We start from the raw sequence: 24,112 nt of genomic DNA on the forward strand, positions 1-24,112 counted from the left end.
TCGCGAAATTTGACTTTTTACAAAGGGTATTATTGCATTAATTCACTGAGCAGTTGAATATTTTCAATCTCTCATTTTAACAAATTTCGATTCTTTTCTAACACTTTATGGCAGAATCTTCTGGTGAAAACATTATCCCAATTAATATTGAGGATGAAATGCGTGGGGCTTACATCGATTATTCGATGTCCGTCATTATCTCCCGCGCGTTGCCCGACGTTCGCGATGGCTTGAAACCGGTTCACAGGCGGGTTCTCTACGGAATGTCGGACCTGGGCGTGAATTACAATAGGTCCCATAAAAAATCAGCTCGTATAGTAGGGGAGGTTTTAGGTAAATATCACCCTCACGGTGATTCTTCGGTATATAACACAATGGTGCGTATGGCCCAGCCGTGGTCGCTGCGCTACCCGTTGGTTGACGGTCAGGGTAACTTCGGATCTGTCGATGGGGATAACCCGGCGGCGATGCGATATACGGAAGCCCGACTGAAAAGGATCGCAGACGAATTGCTGAATGACCTTGGAAAAGATACAGTTGATTTCCAGCCTAACTTCGACGATTCTTTAAGCGAACCTTCTGTTTTGCCAGCCAAATTCCCGAACCTGCTTGTAAATGGTTCGTCCGGTATTGCGGTAGGTATGGCCACGAATATGGCGCCTCACAATCTTTCGGAGGTAATCGACGGGGTTCTAGCTTATATTGACGACAACGAGATCACTATCCCGCAATTGATGGAGCACGTAAAAGCTCCTGATTTCCCGACTGGGGGTATTATATATGGTTACAGCGGTGTTCGTTCTGCGATGGAAACCGGCCGGGGCAGCATTATTATGCGCTCGAAGGCGAGTTTTGAAGTTTCGAGAACCGGACGCGAGCAGATCATTATTACTGAAATTCCTTACATGACCAACAAAGCTGCGATGATCGAAAGGATCGCGGGTTTGATCAATGATAAGAAACTGGACGGGATTTCTGATATCCGCGACGAATCTGACAGGGACGGAATGCGCATTGTTTTCGATCTGAAAAAAGATGCGATCCCTAATATCGTACTGAACCATTTGTTCAAGTATACACCTTTACAAAGCTCTTTCGGGGTAAATAACGTGGCGCTTGTAAAAGGCCGCCCGGTATTGCTGAACCTGAAAGACCTGATCAAACATTACGTAGATCACCGCGTTGTTGTGATCACCCGCCGCACGGAATATGAACTGAGAGAAGCTGAAAAGCGAGCGCATATTCTGGAAGGTTTGATCATCGCATTGGATAATCTGGATGCGGTAATTACCCTGATCCGCAGTTCGCGCGATCCGGAAGCTGCGAAAAGCGGTTTGATGGAGCAATTTGCACTGAGCGAGATCCAGGCGAAAGCGATTCTGGAAATGCGTCTGCAAAGGTTGACCGGTCTGGAAAGAGATAAGATCGTTAAAGAATATGACGAGATCATGCTTCTGATCACAGATTTGCGCGACATTCTTGCAAACGAATACCGCAAATTTGAAATCATCAAAACAGAGCTTGGTGAGATCAAAGACCGTTACGGCGACGAACGCAGAACGAAAATCGAATTTGCAGCAGAGGAATTCAGTGACGAGGATATGATTCCTGATGACGAAATGCTCATTACGATTTCAAATGCCGGTTATATTAAAAGAACACCTTTGTCGGAATATCGTACGCAAACAAGGGGAGGAGTTGGCTCACGCGGTGTTAAAACAAAAGACACTGACTTTACGGAGCACCTTTTCTCGGCGACGATGCTCAACTATCTGCTGATCTTTACAGAATATGGTAAGTTGTTCTGGATGAAAGTATATGAAGTGCCGGAAGGAAGCAAAACTTCAAAAGGGCGGCCTATTCAAAACTTGATCAGTCTGGAAAACGGCGACTCTATCCGTTCTGTAATAAATGTGCGGACTTTGTCGGATGAGGATTATATCAACAATAATTATCTCATTATGTGTACCCAGCAGGGCACAATCAAGAAAACTTTGCTGCAGGCATATTCACGTCCGAGAGCAAATGGTATCATTGCGATCTCTATCAATGAAGGTGATAGGCTGCTCAATGTAGCTTTGACCAACGGAGACAACGATATTGTCATTGCGTCTAGTGCCGGCCGTGCAGTTCGTTTTAATGAAAAAGGGGTTCGCCCGATGGGAAGGACCGCAGCCGGTGTGCGGGGTATTAACCTGAACGATCCTGACAACAAGGTGATCGGTATGGTTTGTATCAATCGCGAGGATGCGCAACTGTTGGTTGTTTCTGAAAACGGTTTTGGAAAGCGCTCGGATATAGATAGTTACCGCATTACGAACCGCGGCGGAAAGGGAGTTTCAACCATGAACGCAACTGATAAGGTAGGTAAGCTGGTAGCAATTCGCGAAGTAACGGAGCAGGACGACCTGATGATCATTACCAGAAATGGTATTGCGATCAGAATGAGCGTGTTGGATATTCGTTTGGCTGGAAGAAATACGCAAGGGGTGAAGCTGATCAGGCTGAACAATTCTGATGAAATCACCTCGGTAACGCGCATTCTTAAAGATCCTGACGAGAAGGCTGAAGAGCTGGACGAAGAGGGTAATGTAATCGTAATGCCTCTGTCGGAAGCGATCGCGGCGGGTGAAATAGTTCTGACTGACGAGGAGGATGAAGAGCTGGATGAAGATGTGATCGAAGACGATGAGGAAGACGAAAATGACGCTCCTGAGGAACCAGAGGCATGATTTTTGTAAAAATTATATTAATTGATTTATATTTAGCATTCGAACAACCAATCACAATCAAAGTAAATATTTATGAAAAGACTGATTTTTGTATCTGCACTAAGCCTTTTCAGCTTCGCAGCATTTTCGCAAGACGACGCTGTTAGCAAGGCTCTGGTAGACGGATTTCGAAAGGAAAAAGAGAAAAGTGATAAAGATGTGACCGATCCAAAGGCTAGTGCGAAAGCATCTTTTTGGATGGAGCGTGCAAAACTTTATGAAAACATCGCTTCTCAGGCTTCCGGAGTTGACTCAAGTGCAGCAAAAACTGCGATGGAGGCTTACAAAAAAGTAGTAGAACTTGATGTAACCAAAAAAGGAGAGCCTGGAAAATCTTCAAAAGAAGCGACCAGCGCACTTACAGCAGGAGAGGGTACTCAGTTGTTCAATGCTTTTGTAAAACAAGGTGCTGAAAAATACCAGGCTAAAAACCTGAACGGTGCATTGGAAATGTTCACGCTTGCTCAGGATATCAACAAAAAAGATACTTTGGCATCTTTGTACGGTGGTATCGCGGCGCAGCAGTTGGATAAGAAAGAAGAAGCTAAAAAATCTTTCGAAGCTTATGCTGCAAATGGTGGAAAAGATCCAAGCGTATTTTATGGTCTGGCTCAACTATACCGTGCTGAAAATAACTTCGACAAGGCGATCGAAACCCTGAATACAGGTTTGAAACAAGCTCCTAACAATAAGGACTTGAAAGCAGAGATCGTGAACATTCTGTTGGCTTCGGGTAAAGAAGATAAGGCTATCCAGGAACTAGAAGCTTTGGCACAATCTGACCCAAAAAACACGCAGAACCTCGTTAACCTCGCTATTTTGTATGACAACATGCAACGTACAGCTAACGATTCGATCAAGCAAATGTCAAGCAAAATGGGCACTGGAAACAAATCAGCTGCTGCTATGACGAAAAACCTGGAAAGCGAAAAAGGTAAGATCGAAGTCTATGACGGAGAGGTAAAACGTATCAGCGGGCTGATCAAAAAACAGCCAAAAAATGCTGATTTGAAACGCCAGCTTGCTGATGTGAACGCAAAAAAGAAAGAAACACTTGAAGCGATCGCGAAAATGGAGGGTGAAGTTAGCGCAGCCAAAGCATCAGCAGCAAGCAGCGACAACGCCGGAATGGAAAAACAACTTGCTGACCTGAAAGCCAAACAAGCAGATGCAAGCAGTAAAGCAATGACCAACTACAAAAAAGTGTTGGAAATTGACGCTGCTAACTACGATGCACTTTACAACCTGGGAGTATTCTACTTCAACGAAGCGGTTATCCTGAAAGGCGAAGTGGATAACATGAACATGACTGAATATCAGGCAAAAGGTAAAGAAATTGAAGGTCGTGTTTGTGGTAAATTCAAGAAAGCGAAACCATACTTCGAAAAAGCTATTCAAGCAAAAGACGAGGCTGAGGCGAAAGAAACCTTGGGAATCGTTAACGGAGTGTTGGAGCAATTTGCCAGCAAAAACGTAGCCTGTGTAGAGGAGTAATCCTTTCAGGTTTTAATATTTTAGGGGAGGGCGCTGATATCAGCGCCCTCTTTTTTTGTGGCTTTGATTTTTTACCATTTAATAAATACTATTTAAACCTTGAATAATTAAAAGGCCAATCTGTTACTTTTAATTGGTTTCAGCGTCCGACTGATACCATATTGTCTTCGCCTTTTCCAACACTAAACGCTGCTGTTATGATCTGTCGATTTCTACTTATCACACTTTCACTGCTGGCATTTGGCCGCCCTTCATTTTCTCAATCGCTTTCTACGAATCTCCCGATTGTGGTCATTACCTCGGATGGCGAGATTTTAGATGACCCGAAGGTAGGAGCGGGGATGAAGATTATTTACAATGGTGCGGGGCAGACGAATAATTATTCGGACATTACGAATCCGGCCAGCTTAAATTATGATGGGAGAATTGCGATTGAAATCCGCGGTTCGAGTTCTCAGAATTCGCCCAAAAAGTCCTACGGTTTTGAGACGCGACAAGATGATAATGTAGATAACAGAAATGTTTCTTTGCTCGGACTGCCAAGTGAAAACGACTGGATCTTAAACGGTTTGATATTCGACCCGAGCCTGATGCGCGACTAGCTGGCATATTCCATGTCTCGTGCGGCTGGACATTATGCGTCGCGCACGATCTACTGCGAATTATTTGTCAATGCAGATTACCGCGGCGTGTATATGTTACAGGAAAAAATCAAGGTTGACGGCAATAGGGTAGATCTGGTAGATTTGGAAAATAGTGATAATGCTGTGCCCGAGATTACCGGGGGCTATATAATCAAAGCTGACAAGACCACAGGCGGAGATCCTGTAGCGTTTGTCATGAATGGGAATAACATGAATGGGTATGACGAAACAATTGATTTTATTCACGATACTCCTGAGCCAGAAGTGATTACCGGCCAGCAGGCTGCCTACATTGAATATGTTTTTCGGGATTTGGAAAATAAGACCAATGCTAACAACTCCTCAGTCACGAACGGATTTCCCGCGATCATTGACGTTCCCACATTTCTGGATTACATGCTGGTAAGTGAGCTAGGCAGTAGCGTTGATGCTTATAAATTCAGTACATTTTTCCATAAAGACCGTGGTGGGAAACTAAGAGCAGGGCCGGTCTGGGATTTCAATTATGGATTTGGGATGGTAGGAGGGCAGACTGACCCGCGCTCCAAGACAACTGACTGGCAGTTTGAAAATGGTAATAACGAAGGCCCGCGGTTTTTCAGACAAATGTTTTATAATCCTGAATACCGATGTTACCTGGCGAAACGTTGGAACTCGCTCACACAAGCTGGTATGCCATTGAATGTCAGCAGCATACAAAATGATATTGAATCTGTCAAAAGTCAATTAATAGCTGCTGCTGCACGGGACGAAGAACGCTGGCATACGATAGGGAACTTCGACGATCAGATCACATTTGTGAAACAATTCATCCAGGATAGGAGTACGTGGATGACCAATAATCTCGGTTCATTTAGCGGTTGCGCGAATCCGGTCATTCCGCAGTTAGTTATAAATGAAATTATGTATAACGCTCCGGCAGGTCCGGCGGGAAGCAGTAATGATCTTGAATTTATAGAGATCAAGAATCAGGGAAGTAGTCCGGTTAATCTGTCGGGTCTTTATTTTGCGGGCTTAGGTCTAAGTTACCAGTTTCCCCCAAATACTTCTGTCGACGCGGGCGGTTTCCTGGTGATCGCAAGTAACCCCACAGCATTTGCTGCGAAATATGGATTTCAACCTTTCGGCCAATTCACCAGAAACTTGTCTAACAGATCACAGCGATTGTTGCTTTCAGATGCATTTGGAAATATAATCGACGATGTAACTTATTCTGATTCAGCTCCGTGGCCGACGTCTGCGGACGGTGGGGGGAAATCTCTTGAATTGAAAACTCCGTTAGCTGACAACAACAGTGCCGCCAATTGGGCGGTGCGAGCGTTGGAGGGAGGAAGCCCGGGAGCTGACAACTTCGGTTCGTTGCCGGTGACATTGATTCATTTCAATGCGATCGCTGAAAAGTCAGGGGTGACTTTGCTATGGAGAGTAGCAGACGAAATCGATGTCGACAGGTATGTGGTTGAAGCAGCACAAGATGGTAAAAACTTTGTCACGATTGGCGAGGTTGCTGCGATGGGAAAAGCCGAATATATATTCTTAGATCCCGAATCCGCAGCCGGCCGAATTTACTATCAACTGAAATCGATTGATATGGACGGAACATTCGCATATAGCAAAATCGTTGTAATCCGCCGGGACCTGGCTGACAAGACAAATATTTTTCCAAATCCTGCGAGCGACAAAGTGATGTTTAACCTGAGCGGAAGCTGGCGCGGCGGCGTGTCGGTAAGTGTCATTTCTTTAAATGGACAAGTGCTGCGATCCGGAGAGCTGATCCAGAAATCCACTGGACACATAAATATCTCAGAGCTGCCGGCGGGTAAATATATCTTGCAATTCCGCGGACAGGAAGATATAGTATCAAAACTGATCAATATAGTAAGGTAGAGGAACAAAGAGCTCATATGAGCTCACCCAAATATCTATTTAACATAATATAAATTATACAACAATTGATTATATTATAACAGCGGCTTAGATTAAACTATTTCGGTCTATGGTGCAGCTCGACTGCGTCTAGTCAATTCTAAGCGAATAAAATGTTGTCAATAACAAGCAGAATCGACTGAATATCAGTGCAAATTCGTGCATTCGTGGCATTTAAAAACATATCTCAACTTTTCCAATCTGATCAAATTATCGTCTAGAAATTACCGCCAGCTAGTTATCACGCCCGATAGAAAGAAACATTCAGCCATTCAAAGACAACTTTGACTACTTGTTTGTAAAGTCAATCCCTAATGTCCATTGCAAATCTAAATATGCCAGTCACGCAAATCCTTTTTATAATGAGCTTACTCGGAATTTTATCCGGCATATTCTCGTGCTCAGATCGCAAGTCTGGATTTAAGCCCGGTGTCCTGACTCCCCGCGGCTACTATGTTTACGCTGGAAAAGCTTATTTCTACGGCGGGTTCAGCAATGCGTCGCTTATTGAACTTACCGAAGCTGATGCAACAGAGTTCGAAGTTTTCGATCAGCGGTTCCCGGGAAACGAGTATGCAGCCGAATACGCTGGTGATAATAAGGCGGTATACTTTGCAGGTCGGTTAATCAACGGCGCAGATTCAAAAACGTTTGTGATTCTGGATTATGGTTTAGGCAAAGATTCGAATTCAGTCTTTTACCGGCATTCCGTTCTTTCCGACGATCCTGCAAACTTCGTCAAAATTGAAGGCGGCTTTTACAAAGACAGCAGACACGTTTACCGGGGCAGCTATATTGTTTCCGATGATCCGGTAAATTTGAAATATCTTGGTCAGCACGGCTACATCGAATATTTCAGTGATTCAAAAGGAATTATAGCAAATGACATTCGGATTGACTCAGTAGATGTAAATTCGTTTGTCCCGCTCGCTCACGGATATTCAAAAGACAAATCACAGGTATTCGTGATCCGAGAAGCCAGGTTAGAAAAAGTCACGAATGCAGACGCCGGATCCTTTCAGGTTGTTTCAAAATATTTCACCAAGGATTCTTCCAATGTATTTTGGCGCGGTACTGAAATGCAGGAAGCAAGTCCCCAAACATTCAAAATTATCAGCGAAGAATTTCATTGTAGCTGTGATGACCGCCAAATTTACTTTCGTAACAAAAAAATTCCCGGCGCTGATCCTGGAAAGATCCGCGCCGGGAAACGATTGAAGTATTGTAATGAAAACGAGATCGTTTTCGAAGATTAATCCACTACAACCCTGCCTTACCTCAGGCAATATCGCAGATCTCAACACATTGTTTCAAACTTGCAATCGGCTCACGCTTTGGTATAAACTCCTGAGCAACAAAGCCTTTGAACCCGGTGTCGGCAATCGCCTTCATGATTGCGGGATAATATAATTCCTGACCTTCGTCAATCTCGTTCCTTCCTGGTACCCCTCCTGTGTGATAATGCCCGATGTATTTGTGGTACCGATTGATCGTTGCAATCACATCACCTTCCATGATCGACATGTGATAAATATCATAAAGCAACTTAAAGTGTTCAGAACCAATCATTTCGCAAAGTCCCGCACCCCAGGCTGTGTGATCGCACATGTAATCCTTGTGATTCACCTTACTATTAAGCAGTTCCATGATCATCGTAATCCCATACTTTTCAGCCGAAGGCATTAGCCTTCTCAATCCGATCGCACAATTCCGCATTCCATCATAGTCGGACATGCCGCGGCGGTTACCCGAAAAACAAATGACTGTCGAGTAGCCTGCTTCTTTCAGTTTTGGGAAAAGGTCTTCGTAACTTTTGACCAACTCGTCATGCAATGCCAGGTCGTTGAAACCTTTTTCAATTCCCATCCCTGCGCCGTTTGGCAACGCACAGGTCAGTCCGTACTTTTTCAAAGTCGGCCAATCTTCCGGGCCAAGCAGTTCAATAGAGGTAATCCCAATTTTTTTGCATTCCTGCGCAAATGTGTCCAGCGGGATTTTTCCGTAGCACCATTTACAAACTGAATGCCTGATCTTACCTTTCAGATTCGGCCCTAGTGCTTTTTCTGTCGCTGCAAAAACGTCGGTAATAGATAGCACACCGGCGGTTCCGGCTGCAATATTTTTCAATGCATTACGTCTGGTTGACATATTGATTTTAGTATTTGAATTAAATCAGGCGATATCACAAATGGTAACTCCCTGTTTCAGAGAAGCAAGATCATCGTTTCTGCTTGGGATAAACTCCTGACCTACAAAGCCTTTGTATCCTGTTTCGACGATTGCTTTCATGATCATCGGGTAATACAGCTCCTGCGTTTCGTCGATTTCGTGTCTGCCGGGCACGCCGCCGGTGTGGTAATGCGCAATGTATTTATGGTATTTTTTGATCGTCGCAATTACGTCACCTTCCTGGATCTGCATGTGATAAATATCATACAGCAACTTGAATTTTTCAGAACCGATCATATCGCAAAGGCCAGCCCCCCACTCTGTCCGGTCGCACATATAGTCCCGGTGATTCACCTTGCTGTTCAGCAATTCCATGACGAGCGTCACATTGTGTTTTTCAGCAATCGGGATCAACCTTTTGATACCCACGGCGCAATTCCGCATTCCGTCTACATCCGACATCCCGCGCCTGTTTCCTGAAAAGCAGATAATCTTGTCGTAACCTGCGGCTTGCACTTTTGGAATCACATCTTCAAAACCTTTCACAAGCTCGTCGTGGTTGGCCGGATCGTTAAATCCTTTTTCAATATTTCTGGTCAACCCTTCTCCCCAGGGCAACGCGCAGGTAAGTCCATACTTTTTAATTACCGGCCACTCCTTTGGTCCGAGCAGTTCAATGGAAGTGATCCCTATTTTCTTACAGTCTTCTGCAAATGTTTCCAGCGGAATTTTGCTGTAACACCATTTGCAAACGGAGTGATTTATCTTTCCGTTTAATGCTGGTCCGAGCGCATTTTTGGAAGCTGTAAATGCATTTGAAAGCGACGAAGAAAACGGTACGATTCCAGCTCCAAGCGCCAGGTTCCTCAATACTTTCCTTCTGCCAGAAATTTTAGTCATTACAATTTGGCTATGTGTTTGGTCAAAAAAAGTAGTGATGCTACCGGCCCGTTTTGCTTTTTACAGCTCACAGAACAACACGCAGCACCACTATCTTAAGCTTAATAAATTATATTCTACTCAAAAAAAACGAGATCTACTTTCCTGATTTCGGCGCACCGTTTTCAGTGTAAATCGGGTTGTTTTTGTTGCCACCCGACATCAGATACGCAACTAAATCGCGTAGTTCGTTCGGGTTCAAACCGTTGATCAGTCCTGGCAACATGATTGAAACCGATGATATTTTACTGGAAGTAACCTCCTTTTTAGAGAGCTTGCGGATCGTTTTTGAATCAAATGGATTTTGGGCGATATAGTAGAAGTTCGCATCTTCATTCATTTGGCGACCCAATACTGACTGTCCGTCTTTCATCGTGTAAATCGTCGAAGCATATTGATCAGAAACCGCTTTGTCAGGAATGATGATTGCTTCTAGCATATCCTTCACCCCGAAACGGGTTCCAAGTTGCGTCAATTCCGGACCTACATCTGCGCCCTCTCCCTGGATTGTGTGACATTTGTCGCAGATCACCGCAGAAAAGATCATTTTACCTCTCTCAAAATCACGGTTCTGCAAACTATCCTGTACCATCGCCACAGCTTCTTCTACTTTCCACCCACGACCCGGACCTTTTGGACTGTACGCGTTAGCGATATCATTCCCGCTGGCTGTGAGCAACTTAGCACCTGACAAATCATTGTAATACTCAAATTTGTCTTTCGGAACATATTGCAATGCACGTTGGCGGGCTTTGTCGAGAAATCCAATGTAGCTGCGGCCACCTTTATAACCAAACGCATTGGTGTACCATTTGAAATACTCATCACGCAAAGCCGGCGTCCAGTCCGTTTTGTCGCTGCTCAATACCATTGCGTAAAATGTTTGCTGCGCGGGAGGAAGCTTGGCAAGCAGACCCGCAATGTCCAGACCATATTGCGGATTTCTCAGGATAAGGTCGGAAGATGCCGTGGCAGGAATGTTATCGACATCCTCAAATTTCTCGTTCTTCAAAAGCGCCAGCGTTCTTTCAGCAGTTTTCGGTACTTCCAGAAAAACCAGCAGTTTGCTGTATAATCTGTTTGTAGTAGCAGATTTTGCAGGATAATGCGGGTTCAGGTAACTCACAACAGCAGTCTTGGTTGCCGCATCCGGTTGTCCGAAACGGAAGAATGCTACTTCAAAAGTTCTGAGCAGATCTTGCTGTTTGGTCTCCGGTAACTTGTTGTAGTCAATTTTGATCAGTGCTTTATAAAGCTCGTCCTTCACACTCACATCACCTTGACGCGCCAGCGCCAGTGCACCATATATCAGTTTTTGTGGATCTTTTTCTGTCAAAACTTTCGACTTCCACTGATCTACCGGCTGATGCTCAACCGCGATCCGGGCTGCATAGCGAACAAAACGATCCGCATGATTCAGGTTCGGCCAGGCCGCTGCAACTGCTTTCGGGTCTTTTTTAGCGTGGAACTGTTCAAGTTCAGTGCGAAGTTTGTGCTCAGGCGTAATGGTCGGCTTGGTAACATTTGTACCTGCGGCAATCTTATCGTGGTCTTTGTGATATACCCGATAAAGATCTGATTCTAGGCGGCGTCCACCTGTCAAAAAGTAAAGCGCACCGTCAGGACCGATCTGTCCATCTGTCAAAGGCAGCGGAGAACCGGAAATAAACTCCTCATGCTCAGCTGTGTATGTTGCGCCATTTGGTTTCAGGTGCAATGCATGCATGATGCCGAAACTCCAGTCGAATGCAAGCAGTGTGTTTTTGTATTTAGCTGGGAAACGTGCGTCTTTCAAATAGATCAGGTTGGTTGGTGATCCCTGACCAATGTTCTGCAATGCAGGAAGATTGTCCGGGAAAGATGGGTGCCATTTTCCTGAACCTGTCCGCCAGCCAAATTCGCCGCCGCTCGTCACGTGACAAACTCTCGTCGGCCGGTACCAGGGCTGGCCGAAATCCCATTCCATATCTGAGTCATAGGTGAACAAATCACCCGCTTCATTGAATGTGATATCATACGGGTTCCTGAAACCCGCCGCAACGAGCTCCCATTTTTTTCCTTCTGGATCTGTTTCAACAATCCATCCGCCTGGCGCCATACGGTCATTTGCGTGACCGCGTGGATCTTTGATCAGAGGAAAAAGGTTATCGTCTTTCCAGTTTGGTGTCAATCTGTATGAATCCATTGCAGGCAGATCCGTGTGGTTACCAGCTACGACGTAAAGCGATTTTTTGTCCGGAGAAAGGATAATGCTATGCGGGCCGTGTTCCCCCTCTCCTTTTGTCGCTTTCAGCAAAGTCACTTTATCAAACTGATCGTCATTGTCGGTATCCTGCAAACGGTACACACCGCTGCTCGTTGGGATTTTGTCTGTTGACCGGTTATTAACAACCACATAAAGGCTATTGAATGCATACAGCAAACCTTGCGCAGCGCCCATATTGACTTTGGCAGTGTCAGTTTTACTTCCAACAATCAGCTTTTCAACTTTTGGCGCCGCAGTAGAACCGATCGGAGGAAGTTCAAGCCGGTAAAGAAACCCGTACTGATCGGAGGTGATCATCCTGCCTTTGTCGTCAAATGCCATCGATACCCACGAGCCATTTTTGGCTTCCGACGGACTGTACAAATGCTCGGCTTTAAAACCTTCGGGCAGTTTCAGTTTGTCGACTTTCGAGCCCGGTGGTCGGTGTTTCGCGGTTCGGTTACTCAGCATTACTCCGCAAAAAACACCCACAGCAATCAGCACTGCAAGTGTCATTGGAAGCTTCAACCATTGTTTTTTGGTGTACATTTTACAGCTCAGTGGTTTGATAAATAATATGTTAAGAATTGATTACTCGTTATGTTAATATCTAAAATAAAACTAACTAAAACTTCAAATAATCTGATTATCGCAATATTATATGTTATGTTTCACGCGACCATCCTGTTGTGTCGGGGGAATGAATTATGAATGATTGAATGATTGAATGATTGAATGATTGAATGATTGAGCCGCCGTGGAATTGGGAGTGAGTTAGTGAGTTTGTGAATGAGTGAATATTAGGGGGAATATGGAGTGTTTGGTACGAATATGATTTGGTTGGTTCAAGAGCTTTGGCTTTAGATAAAAAAAGTGCAACAGGTGTTTCTCCTATTGCACTTCTTAAACCTAATAATAACCTATTCAAACACAACTTTCTTATTCAATCATTCAATCATTCAAAATTAAAAATGCGGCGTCAAAGCTGCTTCCACTGCCGGGAGACCATAATAATCGTCTAAAACCGTGAATGCATTCGGCGGGGGAACTGCTCCTTTTGGGAAATAGTAAGCTGCCGGATTCGCCTTTACTTTCGCACCATAAGCACCGATAATCTCCTTCACGCGACCGGTTCTGGTCAGGTCAAACCAGCGTTTGTTTTCGAAAGCCAGCTCAACGCGCCTTTCCTTGAATATCGCTTCCCGCATTGTTGCCTGTGAAGAGGCTGTGGTGGCTGCCAGCCCGGCCCGATTACGGACTTGGTTCAGGTAAGTGGCTGCATCTGCCGTTTTGCCCTGCTCGTTCAACGATTCTGCCATGAAAAGCAGCACTTCTGCATACCGGTACACCGGCCAATTCTGACCTGTATTGTTATGCAGCGCATGCGTTTTCGCGTACTTCTTAATATAAGGATAAACCTTATTTTCAACCTGACTTGAACTTAGCGTCACGAAACCGATGGAAGCTTCCTTTCTTTTATCACCAGTCTCATAAGCTGCGATCAGGTCGGGCGTAGGAATGTTATTACTTTCCTGTGAAGTTCCCTGCGGATTGGCAGTACCCGTGATCGGCGCAATTTCAGCAGCAGTGATTGGTGACGGCAGGAAGCGATAGATCTGGTTACCATTATATCCGGCCGAGCCTTCCATATATTGGATTTCAAATACCGATTCCTGGTTGTTCTTATTTCCCGTTGTTGTGGAAAATGCATTGGCATAATCCGGCATGAGCGTGTAACCGTCGTTTGTGATCACATCTTTCATCAACGGCTCCACCTGCGCCCATTTTTTCTGGGTCAGATAAAGGTTAGCTAAAAGCGTTTTTGCTGCGCCGGAAGTAGCGCGTCCCGGTTCCTGTTTTGCTTTATTGGGCAAAAGCGTACTGGCTTCGGTTGCATCTTTCTCGATCTGGGCATACACTTCTTCCGCAGTTGATAGCTTCAATGCTGCATCTTCCCTGCTTGTTACAGGTTCAAGGTGAAGGGGCACTTTTCCGAAAAGACGGATCAAATCAAAGTATGCGAATGCACGAAGGAACAGAGCCTGTCCTTTCAAATTGTTCTTCGCTACTTCATCAAACTCCACGTCGTCGATCAATACCAATATCTGGTTGGCGCGCGAGATAATCTGATAGTTGAGCCTGTATTGAACCAATACGTTATCATTCGCGGTCACGCCGGCGGCAGTAGGTATTGCAAAATCCGCCACGTTTTCCGTAGCATCCACCGCTCCGTAAAGTACGTTACGTGCGTAGTAAGTATTGTCGGAATGCATTTCTTCCAGAATCCAAGCCCGTTCATTAAACATTTGACGGAGAGGAACATAAGCTGCATTCACGGCCTGCTGAAAGTCATTTTGCGACGTGAAGAAGATGCCGGAGCTCAATGCGGTTTCCGGGATCACGCGCAGAAATTTATCGCCGCAACCCGTCAGGGCCGTAGCCAGGAACCAAGCTGCTATATATCTTATTTTCATTTCGTTTCAGATTAAATTGTCTGTTACTGATCTTACTTAGAAGTTGAGGTTGACACCCAAAGTCCAGGTACGTGGTACAGGATAGTTGGAAAAATCGACACCCTGGCTCAGGTTTCCACCGTCACCATTACCTTCTCCATTTGCGCTCGTTTCCGGATTTGGTCCACCCCAATATTTGGTAAATACATACAATTGCTGCACAGAAGCGTACAAACGAGCAGACTTGAAAAATTTATTCACAGCGCCGATATTGTATCCCAATGTTACGTTCTTGATCGTGAAGTAAGAGGCATCAGCCACGAAATGCGAGCTGTTCCAGTCGCGCTCGATACCGGTGAAATTTCCTCCATTGTTTGTCGCGCCGTACATTCCGTTTCCTTTTGAGATTACGGTAGTAGCAATACCTACACCTTTGTCATTTGTTACGTTTTTCACACGGAAGCGGTCTTTTACACCAGCTACCATATTGAAAACGCCATCAAGATTAGCAGTACTGTACAAGTGGCGAACCCAAAGCTGGTTACCCTGCGAGCCGGATCCGACAATCGACAGATCCCAGTTTTTGTAGCTCAAATTGTTGGTGATACCATAAGTGAACTTTGGAAATGGGTTACCAATAATCGTCCGGTCGTCTGCATCGCCTCCGTAGGTAATCTCACCGTTGCCATTTACGTCACGCATTCTGATAGTACCGATTGCAGAGCGGCCGGGAATGACAGGATATTTTGCCAGATCTTCTGCGCTTTCGTAGAAACCTTCCTTTACCATACCATAAAACTGCCCAAAAGGCTGCCCTACCTGCGTAATGTGGAATGTTCCGTATACGCGGTCGATGCCGGGAGCCAGTTCCATTACCTTGTTTCGGTTGAAAGAAATGTTCGCATTTGTTGTCCATTTCAGCTTTCCGTCAAGGTTGCGGGAAGTGATCGCAAACTCGTGACCCCAGAATTTGATCTCGCCGATATTGTCATTGAAATTGGTAAATCCTGCCTCTTGTGGCACCTGTACTGCATAAAGCAAGTTTGTTGTCCGCTTGGTGTAAAAATCGTAGATAAACTGGATCCGGTCGTTGAATAAGCCCAGATCCAGTCCCAAATCAAACTGCTTGGTAGTTTCCCAGCCCAGGTTAGGGTTTGCCAGCGAAGTCACGTTCGCTCCTGTGGCAACGGTATTTCCAAAAACCGCATTGGTAGTATTGTTAACCAGTGCATATTGGGTGTAGTTACCGATGTTGTTGTTACCGATCACCCCATAGCTTGCGCGTACCTTGGCAAATGAAACCTTATTAACAGTTTGCATAAAATTCTCGTCGGATAATACCCAACCTGCTGATAACGAAGGGAATGTACCCCATCTGTTCTCAGATCCAAAACGGGACGAACCATCTGCACGAACCGCTGCTGTGAAAAGGTATTTGCCTTTGAAATTGTAAGTCAGCCGGGAAATATACGAAAGCAGCGACCATTCATTCACACCGTTAAAAGTGTTCGAACCTGAAATCCCATTCACATTAAAGCTACCGCCACGGTCGATATTCAATGCGCCCTGGATAGTTGGCAGCCTGTCGTCGGTATAGGTATTAGTAGTTATCCGGTCAAATTCCTGACGGAACCTTTGCTGTGAAAAGCCTCCCAGAAGCTCAAAATTGTGTTTTCCACCAAAGCTCTGGTTAAAAGTTGCAAGGTTCTCGTTGAGCCAGGAAAAATTCTGGTAATTCTGACGGATCGCAGCGGCCGTTGTCGGAATAGGCACGTTGATCTGGCTGGTTGCGGTCGACGGGTTGAAGAAAAAGAACTTATTCTGTTCCATTTCAATGTTCAGTGTCGATTTCAGCGTAAGACCTTTAATCGGCTGATATTGCAGGTAAGTATTGCCGAGTAACTTCGTGATCTTGGTCTCGTTGGTAAGTTCGTCTGCGGCGCGTACCCAGTTCGGATAAGCGTAAATGTTTCCGGTGTTGTCGGGGAAACGATTGAACTTGGTTAACTCGCCGGCCGCATCACGAATTGGCATCACCGGCCAGGTATGCAGTGCATTAAAAAGAATACCTGTTCCGCGGTCGCCGTCGGTTCTGGGTGTATTGTCGTACACATACTGCGGTGCGATATTAAATCCGATCTTCACCTTGCTGGAAATATCGTACTCCGTATTCATCCGAAGCGAAAAGCGCTTGTAGTTGTTGTTGATCACAACTCCCTGCTGATTGAAAACACCCGCTACGAGTGATGTGCGCATGTTTTCCTTGTTCGAGCTAACTGTCAGGTTATAGCTTTGAATCGGCGCAGTGCGCAGCAGCGCGTCGTACCAGTCGTTATTTTGATTCGCGAATAGCTCCGGTTTATCAAAAGGCGCAGGTACCGTTCTGTTCTCATCTTCAAACAGTTCTTTCTTGAATTGCGCAAACTCCTGCGCGGTCAGCATCTCGATCCGGCCTTTCTGAGGTACTTTTTGGAAACCGTAAAATGCATTGAATCCCACATTGGTCTGACCGGATTTGCCTCGTTTGGTAGTGATCAGCACAACGCCGTTCGCAGCCCGGGAACCGTAAAGTGACGTCGAGGCAGCATCTTTCAATACTGTAATATCTTCGATCTCGTCCGGGTTCATTTGTGCGATCGTCCCTGTAATCGGAAATCCATCCACTACATATAAAGGATCGCTGCCCGCGGTTACCGAAACCTGCCCCCGTATACGAACGGACATTCCCTGCCCGGGCTTACCAGTAGTTTGGTTGATCTGTACGCCGGCCAGTCGCCCCTGCAACTTCTGTGTTACCTGTGAAACGGGGATATCTTTCAATTCTTCTGCTTTAACAGTCTGAACGGCGCCCGTAATCTCTTTCTTCAACTGGCTACCGTAGCCCACGACCACCACTTCGGACAGGGCTTTTGAATCTGCAAGCAGCTTAATATCAATGTTATTGCTACTGCCTACCGGCACTTCCTGAGATACAAACCCAACCGAAGAAAAGATCAATACAGCGCCTTGATCGGGCACATTGATGGAAAAAGCACCATCGGCATCTGACACCGTACCGGTCGTAGTTCCCTTCACGAGAACACTCACGCCAGGCACATTCGCACCAGTTTCATCAGTCACCTTACCCTTGATATTCTTGTCTATTGCATACTTACCATTCTCGGTATATGCGTTCGGAACCACGTAGTTACTGCCGGCATATGCATTCAATCCACAAGCTGCCCCTATAAGCACCTGGCTCAAAGAGAGCTTGATGAATGAATTGAATCCGGAACAATATGGGAATTGTCGAATTTGATTCATAAAATCTAGCTTTAAATGTTGTTTTGTCGAGGTTTTATTGCGGGAGGGCTTTCAGTACGTCTTTTTAGGCAGGAGAATTCAATGGTCGGTTTTCTGCATAGTCGCTCGGGTTAGGTGAATAATGTGGCAGGGTTAGGTTAGGAATAGTCAGTGCAAATGATGAATACTTAAAAAAGACAAATTTTAATTTGCAAAGTGTTATTTATCGCAATACTAGAATGAATAGAAGTTTCGACTGTCCTGTTCTGTCTGGTTTTGAGGAATATTTAATTACAAAGACTTTTTAGGATAATGGGCATAAAAAAAGCACCTGACTTGTCTATCAGGTGCTTCATTAAAAAATTGTGATCGTTATGCCAGCAGGTCGAGAACCGCTTTTCCCTTGCCATCGGGTGTTGTGTAAAACGGTCTTTTCTCTACTTCATATTGGGTATCTTCTGCAATTCCGAGCGCGTGGTAGATCGTCTGGTGAACCCCGTCGATCTTGATCGGATTCTCAATGGTTTTGCAGGGCCTTTCGTCTGCTGTTTTTCCATAAACAAACCCTTTCTTGATCCCGCCTCCAAACATCAGCATCGAGCCTCCGTCGGTGAAATGGCGGTGCATGCCGTAGAATTTAAGGTCTGAAAGAATATCCGGCTGAGCTACCTGTTCCAGCACTTTCGCATCGGGCTTGCCTTCCACCATCATATCCCGGCTAAATTCGCTTGCCAAAACGACCATTGTACGATCGAGCAAGCCTTTTTCATCCAGGTCTTTGATCAGCTGGGCAATAGGTCCGTCGATCTGTTTTTTCATTTCCTGCAACCTGGTATGTCCGTTTTCGTGGGTATCCCAACCTTTAAACGGTTCATATTCAGTAGTAACGCTGATAAACCGTGCACCTTGTTCAGTCAATCTCCTTGCAAGCAGACAGCCGAGGCCGAACTTGCCGGTATTATACACATCGTAGCTCGCTTTTGGCTCGGTGCTCAGGTCAAATGCTTTCGATTCCGGGGAGTTCAACAATGCATAAGCTTGCTCCATCGAACGTTTCAGCGACTCGCGCTGGTAGTCAGAGCCAAACTCTCCTACCGGGCTGTTGTTGATCAATTCGTTGTAAAGCTGGTTGCGGCGCTCAAACCTTTTTGCGTCCATTCCAACGGGCGGACGAACACTTTCCAAACCCTGGCTCGGATCCGGAATGAAGAACGGACCAAACTCGTTGCCAAGAAAACCGGCTGTGTGAAATGCTTTCAGCTCTTCTGCTTCTCCGACTGTAAAACGCTGACCAATGTCGACGAATGCAGGGATAACCGGATTTTTAGGTCCCAATTCCTTCGCGATCCACGAACCCATATGCGGCGCGGCGACGGTTTGCGGCGGCTCGTAGCAGGTATGCCAATGGTACTGGTGCCGCGAATGCAGGATGTGTCCCATATCAGCCGCCACGTAGGAGCGGATCAAAGTTCCTTTGTCCAATACGTTACCGATTGATTGCAGACCGTCGGAAAAATGAATGCCGTCGAGCTTGGTCGGTAACGATTTGAAAGTGCTCAATACGCGATTGCCTTCCATGTCTTTTTCGAAAGGCGTATATAGCTTGGGATCGAATGTTTCGGTATGCGCCATTCCCCCTGCCATCCACAAAAGGATGACAGTATCGGCGGAAGAATTGGATCCCGACTTGCCCTTACAAGAAGAAAGCAGGCTTGAAACGGGAGCGCCCGCGGCCAGAGCTGCCATAGTAGCTGCGCTGGCATGCTGCAAAAACTCCCTCCTATTCCATTTACTTCTCATTTTGATAATGGGTTTAAAATATTGATATGCAATATATTAACTGAAATTTATTCTAACAAAAGATATATACTTTTAATACTAAAAATAATAATCGTTTGTGTAATACATACTAAATGCTGGTAGCTATCTAATATGTATTCTAAGTTTAATACTTTTGATAATATCGATCTGGTTGTGCCAGTTTTTACATTAATAGATCAACTGAAATTCCGGCACAAGTGCGATCGCCCAGACCAGATCCTGAATACCTTCTTCATTAGGAGTTGGACCAAGGATTTTTTTGGCAGCGGCCAGCTCTTTCGGCAAAGGTTCGCGCCCGAGTGATTTTCGGTAAAGTGCGGTAACCAGTGAGTCGGTCGTGGGATATTTCGCCTTCCATTCCTTTGATCCCAATTTCAGGGTATGCGTGAATTTGTTTCCGTTCGTCAGTTCAAGCGCCTGCAAAAGATTCGCCTGCGAGGTACGGCTGGTGCTGACGGTTTCCCGGTTCGGTCTTCCCAGCGAGGTCAGGAACGGATCGTTTTTCACGAAGGCTGCGCGGGCAAATGGCATCCGGGATTTAATATCTTCCGGCAGTCGCTTGTACATAATCGCCGAGTCGGCATACATCGGTTTAAAGGCAACACTGATCGCATCCGAGAATTGCTCAGCAGAAAGTCTCTTTCTCACCATTCCCGTAAATTTGAAATCGTTGGCCATGATATCATTTGCCTCCTTCACCGAAGTGGAAGGCAGCTGATAGGTTTTGGAAGTGACGATCGTGTAGATCAGCTTTTTCATATCATACCCATTTGCAACGAAATCCGATGACAGCCAATCGAGCAGATCTTCACTCCACGGCATATTGTCCATCACGTCCACCGGCTCAATGATCCCGCGGCCAAGCAGCTGCGCCCAAATCCTATTCGTTACGGTACGGTAAAGTCTTCCGTCTTTCGGCTGCACCAGGAAGTCGGCCAGCTGGCGGAGGCGCGTTTCGGTATTTGCATCTACACTGATCTCGCCCAGTTCAGGGAACAGCATCTTCGTGCCTGCAATTTTTCCGGTCGGTTTATCACAACGGTTAATTTCCAGTAGTGTATCAGCAAAGATATTGGCGAATGCATAAGCGTCGGCAAGTTTCCAGTCGCTTACAAAACTGTCGTGGCAGGAAGCGCATTTCAGGTTCAGTCCCAAGAATACCTGCGATACGTTTTGTGCCGCCTGCATTTCGGTACGCTGACTCGAATTGATCGTGCCCCGCCATTTAATTCCTTTTATAAATCCTTCCGACTCTTTATTCGGACTGATCAGCTCTTTCACAAACCAGTTATAAGGCTTGTTGACCTGTAAAGAACTGTACAGCCATTTCGTAATATCGAACCGGCCACCGGTAATGTAGCCCGTTCCCGAGTAATCGTTACGGAGCGCATCGTTCCAGAACGACATCCAATGCTGCGCGTAGTCGTCATTGCGGTTCAGGAGTTCTCTCGCCAGCACTTCGCGTTTATCAGGGCGGGTATCTGCTATGAATGCGTCTACTTTTTCGGGTGGAGGAAGCAGGCCGATAATATCAAGGTAAACGCGGCGAATGTAAATGCGGTCGTCAACCACCGGTTTCCAGGAAATGTTATTTTTCTTGAAATAGGCATTCACAAACAGGTCGACCGGTTTGTTCAACTCTGCGGTGGGTGAAGGAACAGTCGGCATTCTTGGTTCCAGTGCAGCTACGCGGTAAATGCTTTTCTGCTCACCTTCCGGCCACAATGCACCTTTTTCAATCCAGAATTTCAATACGTTTACTTCCCGTTCGGTCAGTCTTTTGCCTTTTGTCGGCATTGCCTCTTTATCGCCTTTCGGCAGACTGATCCGTCTGATCATTTCGCTTTTGTCGGGGTGATTCGGGACAACCACCGGGCCGCCTTCGCCGCCTTTCATGATCGCGTCTTTGCTGTCGAGCCGAAGATCACCTTTCGTTTTGGTTTCGCTGTGGCAGCTGTAACAGTTATGCGCCAGTATTGACCGCACTTCGACATTCAGGTCCTGTACCTGCTGTGGGTTCAATGCGCCTGTATTGGTAAGTACAAAATCAGCTTCGTCTGTTCCGGCCGGCTCTTGTGGTTCTCCGGAGGAAGGCAATGTACTTGAAAGATAATCGTCGCCGTGGGTAAGCATGGCGCCGTAATGTCCCGCAAACGTAACGCCGAATACGGTTACGAAAAGCAGAGAGCGGAAAACAGCGCGGTTTCGAGCGCGCAATGCAAATGATGCCGCAACGGCGAGCGCCATCGTGGCTATACCCGACCATTTATGGATTTCAAAACTGGTACCGGAAGCATCTTCGGCTTCTGCGAGCAAGAGACCGAAGATCACTGCTGTGAGCGCGCTTCCTGCTCCGATCCATGTTACGATCCGGGTTGCTTCACGTAGTCCGGCAGACTTGCGTTTCCAATCCAGTATTTCCAGTAAAAGGGCCACCAGCAAAAGGCCGATCGGAAAATGCACCATTAACGGGTGCAATCGACCTAAAAATTGCCAAAGCCAGAATGTTTCGTTTGCTTGAAGTAACACAATGAAAAAAATTAGGGGTTTAGGAATATTCAGTATCGGGGATGCTGAAATATTTTACAAATTAAAAAGGAAAGGAGCCGCATGCTGTCCTGTTCTGTCTTGCACTGATCAAGCATCACACACCGGGTCTTTGTAGATTTTTGGAATAATAATTCGGAGATAGTGAAAATTGGCAAAGATAATATTAGTGTAGTAACGAACCGCTGCTTGTAATAGTTACAGGGTTTATCAGAATGTGTATAAAAGAGACATTAAGGTAAAAGAGAAAAAATGCCGGACTAACCGGACTGGTGACCCAGCCTGATCAGTCCGGCAAATGCATTAATAACCTGGATTCTGCGTCAATTTCGGATTAATCAGAATTTGAGGCGCCGGGATCGGGAGCACGTATTCGTTTTCGGTGAATACATAATCCGTAGAGTTAAAAGGAACATTTCCTCTGTCGATGGTCGGTTTCGCTCTTTCGCGCGCACCGTGCGCATTCATGAAAGCAGCCCATTGTGCGGGTGTCATTGTTCTTTTCAAGTCAAACCAGCGGTGGTTTTCGAATGCGAGTTCAAGCCTGCGTTCGTTCAACACAGCTGTTCTGAATGCAGCTTTGTCCAACGTAGGTAACGCAGCAAGTCCAACACGTTTACGAACCTGGTTCACATAATCGGCAGCTTCGCCAGTCGGGCCGGCTTGCTCATTGATCGCTTCTGCAAGCATCAGCAAAACGTCGGCGTAGCGCAGGATCGGCCAGTTGGTATTGGTACGTCCCAAAATGGTATGCGGGTAGTTGTATTTAGCCACATAAGGTACCGGATACTCTTTTCCATCCAGCGTAAAGCTCGTTTTAAGAGAGATATCTTTACGCAGATCGCCTTTTTCATAAGCCATAATGATATCGTTGCTGGGAGAATTTCTTCCACCATTACCACCGGCCGCATAACCTGTAACCGCGCCTCTTGAAACCCTCGGAGCGAATACATACTGGAAATTGCTCCATTCGCCAAGGTCATTATCACCCTGGTACTGAATTTCGAAAAGAGACTCCGGCCCATTCTTTTTAGCCGGCGACGGATCGAAGTTATCCGCATAGTTGGCATTCAGCGAATAGCCCAGCGTCGTTACTTCTTTCAAAGTGGTCACCGCATCTGCATATCTTTTCAATGTCAGATATGATTTACCCAAAAGACCCAGCGCCGCACTTTTTGTCACGCGGCCTTTGTCGGCAGCATTCGTGTATTTGGCAGGCAATAAAGCCGCAGCCTCTTTCAGGTCTTTTTCAACCTGCGCCCAAACTTCCGCCTGAGGCGCTCTGATCAGATCAAATGCCGGATCAGGTGTAGCAAGTGTGGAAGTAACGATCACCACATCACCGAAATATTGAACCAGATTAAAATACAGGTAACCTCTTAAAAATTTAAGCTGACCTTCGATTTCCTTTCTCGGTCCGTCTTCCATGGTCGCGTCGACCATTTTTTCCAGCGTGAGGTTGAGGTTATAAAGCGTCGCATAGTAGTTGTTCCACAGCGTCGCTATTTCACCGTTACCCGAGTTCACAGTACCATATTCAAACGCTTCCCAGCCACCCGCACCACCGCGGTCCGACGGGTTAAGGTCGATCGTGGTATTGTCAGTCTGGAACTCGCCGAAGAGATAGCCGGTGTTGGTAATGCTCTGAACCTGTCCGTAAACCCCGTTCAATGCCTGCTTCACCTGCGCTTCGTTCTTGTAGAACACACCTACGCCTACTTTGGTCGGGTCCGTCTGGTTGAGGAAGTCCTCACTGCAGGAAGACTGCATGAGCCCAAGTGCGATTATTCCTATTATTATTTTGCTTTTCATTTCCAAAGT

12 protein-coding genes and 1 pseudogene are annotated in these 24,112 nt (G+C 46.0%); 5 read left to right on the forward strand and 8 right to left on the reverse strand.

The features are described 5' to 3' along the window. Positions 1 to 107 precede the first annotated feature (107 nt). The 5 genes and pseudogenes from gyrA to KOD92_RS08940 all read left to right on the forward strand — a co-directional run bounded on the left by gyrA (position 108) and on the right by KOD92_RS08940 (position 8,091). Positions 108 to 2,732 carry a DNA gyrase subunit A gene (gyrA, locus tag KOD92_RS08920; protein WP_215233192.1) on the forward strand — a complete coding sequence of 875 codons (2,625 nt, stop codon included), beginning with the start codon at positions 108 to 110 and terminating at the stop codon, positions 2,730 to 2,732. A 72-nt stretch (positions 2,733 to 2,804) separates the two neighbouring features. Further along, positions 2,805 to 4,265: a tetratricopeptide repeat protein gene (locus KOD92_RS08925; RefSeq protein WP_215233193.1), complete on the forward strand. Its 1,461-nt coding sequence runs from the start codon at positions 2,805 to 2,807 to the stop codon at positions 4,263 to 4,265. Positions 4,266 to 4,606: 341 nt separating this feature from the next. Continuing rightward, a pseudogene (locus KOD92_RS27400) lies at positions 4,607 to 6,112 on the forward strand (CotH kinase family protein); the annotation flags it as partial. 387 nt (positions 6,113 to 6,499) lie between these two features. Beyond that, positions 6,500 to 6,796 (forward strand): T9SS type A sorting domain-containing protein, encoded by a 297-nt coding sequence (locus tag KOD92_RS27405; protein WP_255567384.1) that lies wholly within the window; start codon positions 6,500 to 6,502, stop codon positions 6,794 to 6,796. A 401-nt stretch (positions 6,797 to 7,197) separates the two neighbouring features. Next, entirely contained in the window at positions 7,198 to 8,091 is an 894-nt protein-coding gene (locus KOD92_RS08940; RefSeq protein ID WP_215233196.1) for a DKNYY domain-containing protein, read from the forward strand. A 22-nt stretch (positions 8,092 to 8,113) separates the two neighbouring features. Here the strand turns inward: KOD92_RS08940 and KOD92_RS08945 are convergent, their stop codons facing one another. The 8 genes from KOD92_RS08945 to KOD92_RS08980 all read right to left on the reverse strand — a co-directional run bounded on the left by KOD92_RS08945 (position 8,114) and on the right by KOD92_RS08980 (position 24,103). Next, the gene (locus KOD92_RS08945; protein WP_215233197.1) at positions 8,114 to 8,983 is read right to left on the reverse strand and encodes a hydroxypyruvate isomerase family protein; all 870 of its coding nucleotides are present in this window, start codon (positions 8,981 to 8,983) and stop codon (positions 8,114 to 8,116) included. Between the two features lie 24 nt (positions 8,984 to 9,007). Then, the gene (locus KOD92_RS08950) at positions 9,008 to 9,904 is read right to left on the reverse strand and encodes a hydroxypyruvate isomerase family protein (RefSeq protein WP_215233198.1); all 897 of its coding nucleotides are present in this window, start codon (positions 9,902 to 9,904) and stop codon (positions 9,008 to 9,010) included. 136 nt (positions 9,905 to 10,040) lie between these two features. Beyond that, positions 10,041 to 12,737 (reverse strand): c-type cytochrome, encoded by a 2,697-nt coding sequence (locus KOD92_RS08955; protein ID WP_215233199.1) that lies wholly within the window; start codon positions 12,735 to 12,737, stop codon positions 10,041 to 10,043. 416 nt (positions 12,738 to 13,153) lie between these two features. Further along, on the reverse strand, positions 13,154 to 14,662 hold the full coding sequence (locus KOD92_RS08960) for a RagB/SusD family nutrient uptake outer membrane protein (protein ID WP_215233200.1): 1,509 nt from the start codon (positions 14,660 to 14,662) through the stop codon (positions 13,154 to 13,156). 36 nt (positions 14,663 to 14,698) lie between these two features. After that, positions 14,699 to 17,944 carry a SusC/RagA family TonB-linked outer membrane protein gene (locus KOD92_RS08965; RefSeq protein ID WP_215233201.1) on the reverse strand — a complete coding sequence of 1,082 codons (3,246 nt, stop codon included), beginning with the start codon at positions 17,942 to 17,944 and terminating at the stop codon, positions 14,699 to 14,701. A 351-nt stretch (positions 17,945 to 18,295) separates the two neighbouring features. Then, entirely contained in the window at positions 18,296 to 19,723 is a 1,428-nt protein-coding gene (locus tag KOD92_RS08970; protein WP_215233202.1) for a DUF1501 domain-containing protein, read from the reverse strand. Positions 19,724 to 19,912: 189 nt separating this feature from the next. Beyond that, complete coding sequence (locus KOD92_RS08975; RefSeq protein ID WP_229254622.1) at positions 19,913 to 22,210, reverse strand: PSD1 and planctomycete cytochrome C domain-containing protein; 2,298 nt, start codon at positions 22,208 to 22,210, stop codon at positions 19,913 to 19,915. A 384-nt stretch (positions 22,211 to 22,594) separates the two neighbouring features. Beyond that, positions 22,595 to 24,103, reverse strand: a complete 1,509-nt coding sequence (locus KOD92_RS08980; protein ID WP_215233203.1) for a RagB/SusD family nutrient uptake outer membrane protein — start codon at positions 24,101 to 24,103, stop codon at positions 22,595 to 22,597. Positions 24,104 to 24,112 lie beyond the last annotated feature (9 nt).

This window comes from Dyadobacter linearis (assembly GCF_907165045.1).
Lineage (GTDB): Bacteria > Bacteroidota > Bacteroidia > Cytophagales > Spirosomataceae > Dyadobacter > Dyadobacter linearis.

What these genes read in the sequence shown, in the direction of transcription:
- gyrA (WP_215233192.1), top strand. Translation starts at nt 108, where the DNA reads ATGGCAGAATCTTCTGGTGAAAACATTATCCCAATTAATATTGAGGAT.
- KOD92_RS08925 (WP_215233193.1), top strand. Translation starts at nt 2,805, where the DNA reads ATGAAAAGACTGATTTTTGTATCTGCACTAAGCCTTTTCAGCTTCGCA.
- KOD92_RS27405 (WP_255567384.1), top strand. Translation starts at nt 6,500, where the DNA reads ATGGACGGAACATTCGCATATAGCAAAATCGTTGTAATCCGCCGGGAC.
- KOD92_RS08940 (WP_215233196.1), top strand. Translation starts at nt 7,198, where the DNA reads ATGAGCTTACTCGGAATTTTATCCGGCATATTCTCGTGCTCAGATCGC.
- KOD92_RS08945 (WP_215233197.1), bottom strand. Translation starts at nt 8,983, where the DNA reads ATGTCAACCAGACGTAATGCATTGAAAAATATTGCAGCCGGAACCGCC.
- KOD92_RS08950 (WP_215233198.1), bottom strand. Translation starts at nt 9,904, where the DNA reads ATGACTAAAATTTCTGGCAGAAGGAAAGTATTGAGGAACCTGGCGCTT.
- KOD92_RS08955 (WP_215233199.1), bottom strand. Translation starts at nt 12,737, where the DNA reads ATGTACACCAAAAAACAATGGTTGAAGCTTCCAATGACACTTGCAGTG.
- KOD92_RS08960 (WP_215233200.1), bottom strand. Translation starts at nt 14,662, where the DNA reads ATGAAAATAAGATATATAGCAGCTTGGTTCCTGGCTACGGCCCTGACG.
- KOD92_RS08965 (WP_215233201.1), bottom strand. Translation starts at nt 17,944, where the DNA reads ATGAATCAAATTCGACAATTCCCATATTGTTCCGGATTCAATTCATTC.
- KOD92_RS08970 (WP_215233202.1), bottom strand. Translation starts at nt 19,723, where the DNA reads ATGAGAAGTAAATGGAATAGGAGGGAGTTTTTGCAGCATGCCAGCGCA.
- KOD92_RS08975 (WP_229254622.1), bottom strand. Translation starts at nt 22,210, where the DNA reads ATGGTGCATTTTCCGATCGGCCTTTTGCTGGTGGCCCTTTTACTGGAA.
- KOD92_RS08980 (WP_215233203.1), bottom strand. Translation starts at nt 24,103, where the DNA reads ATGAAAAGCAAAATAATAATAGGAATAATCGCACTTGGGCTCATGCAG.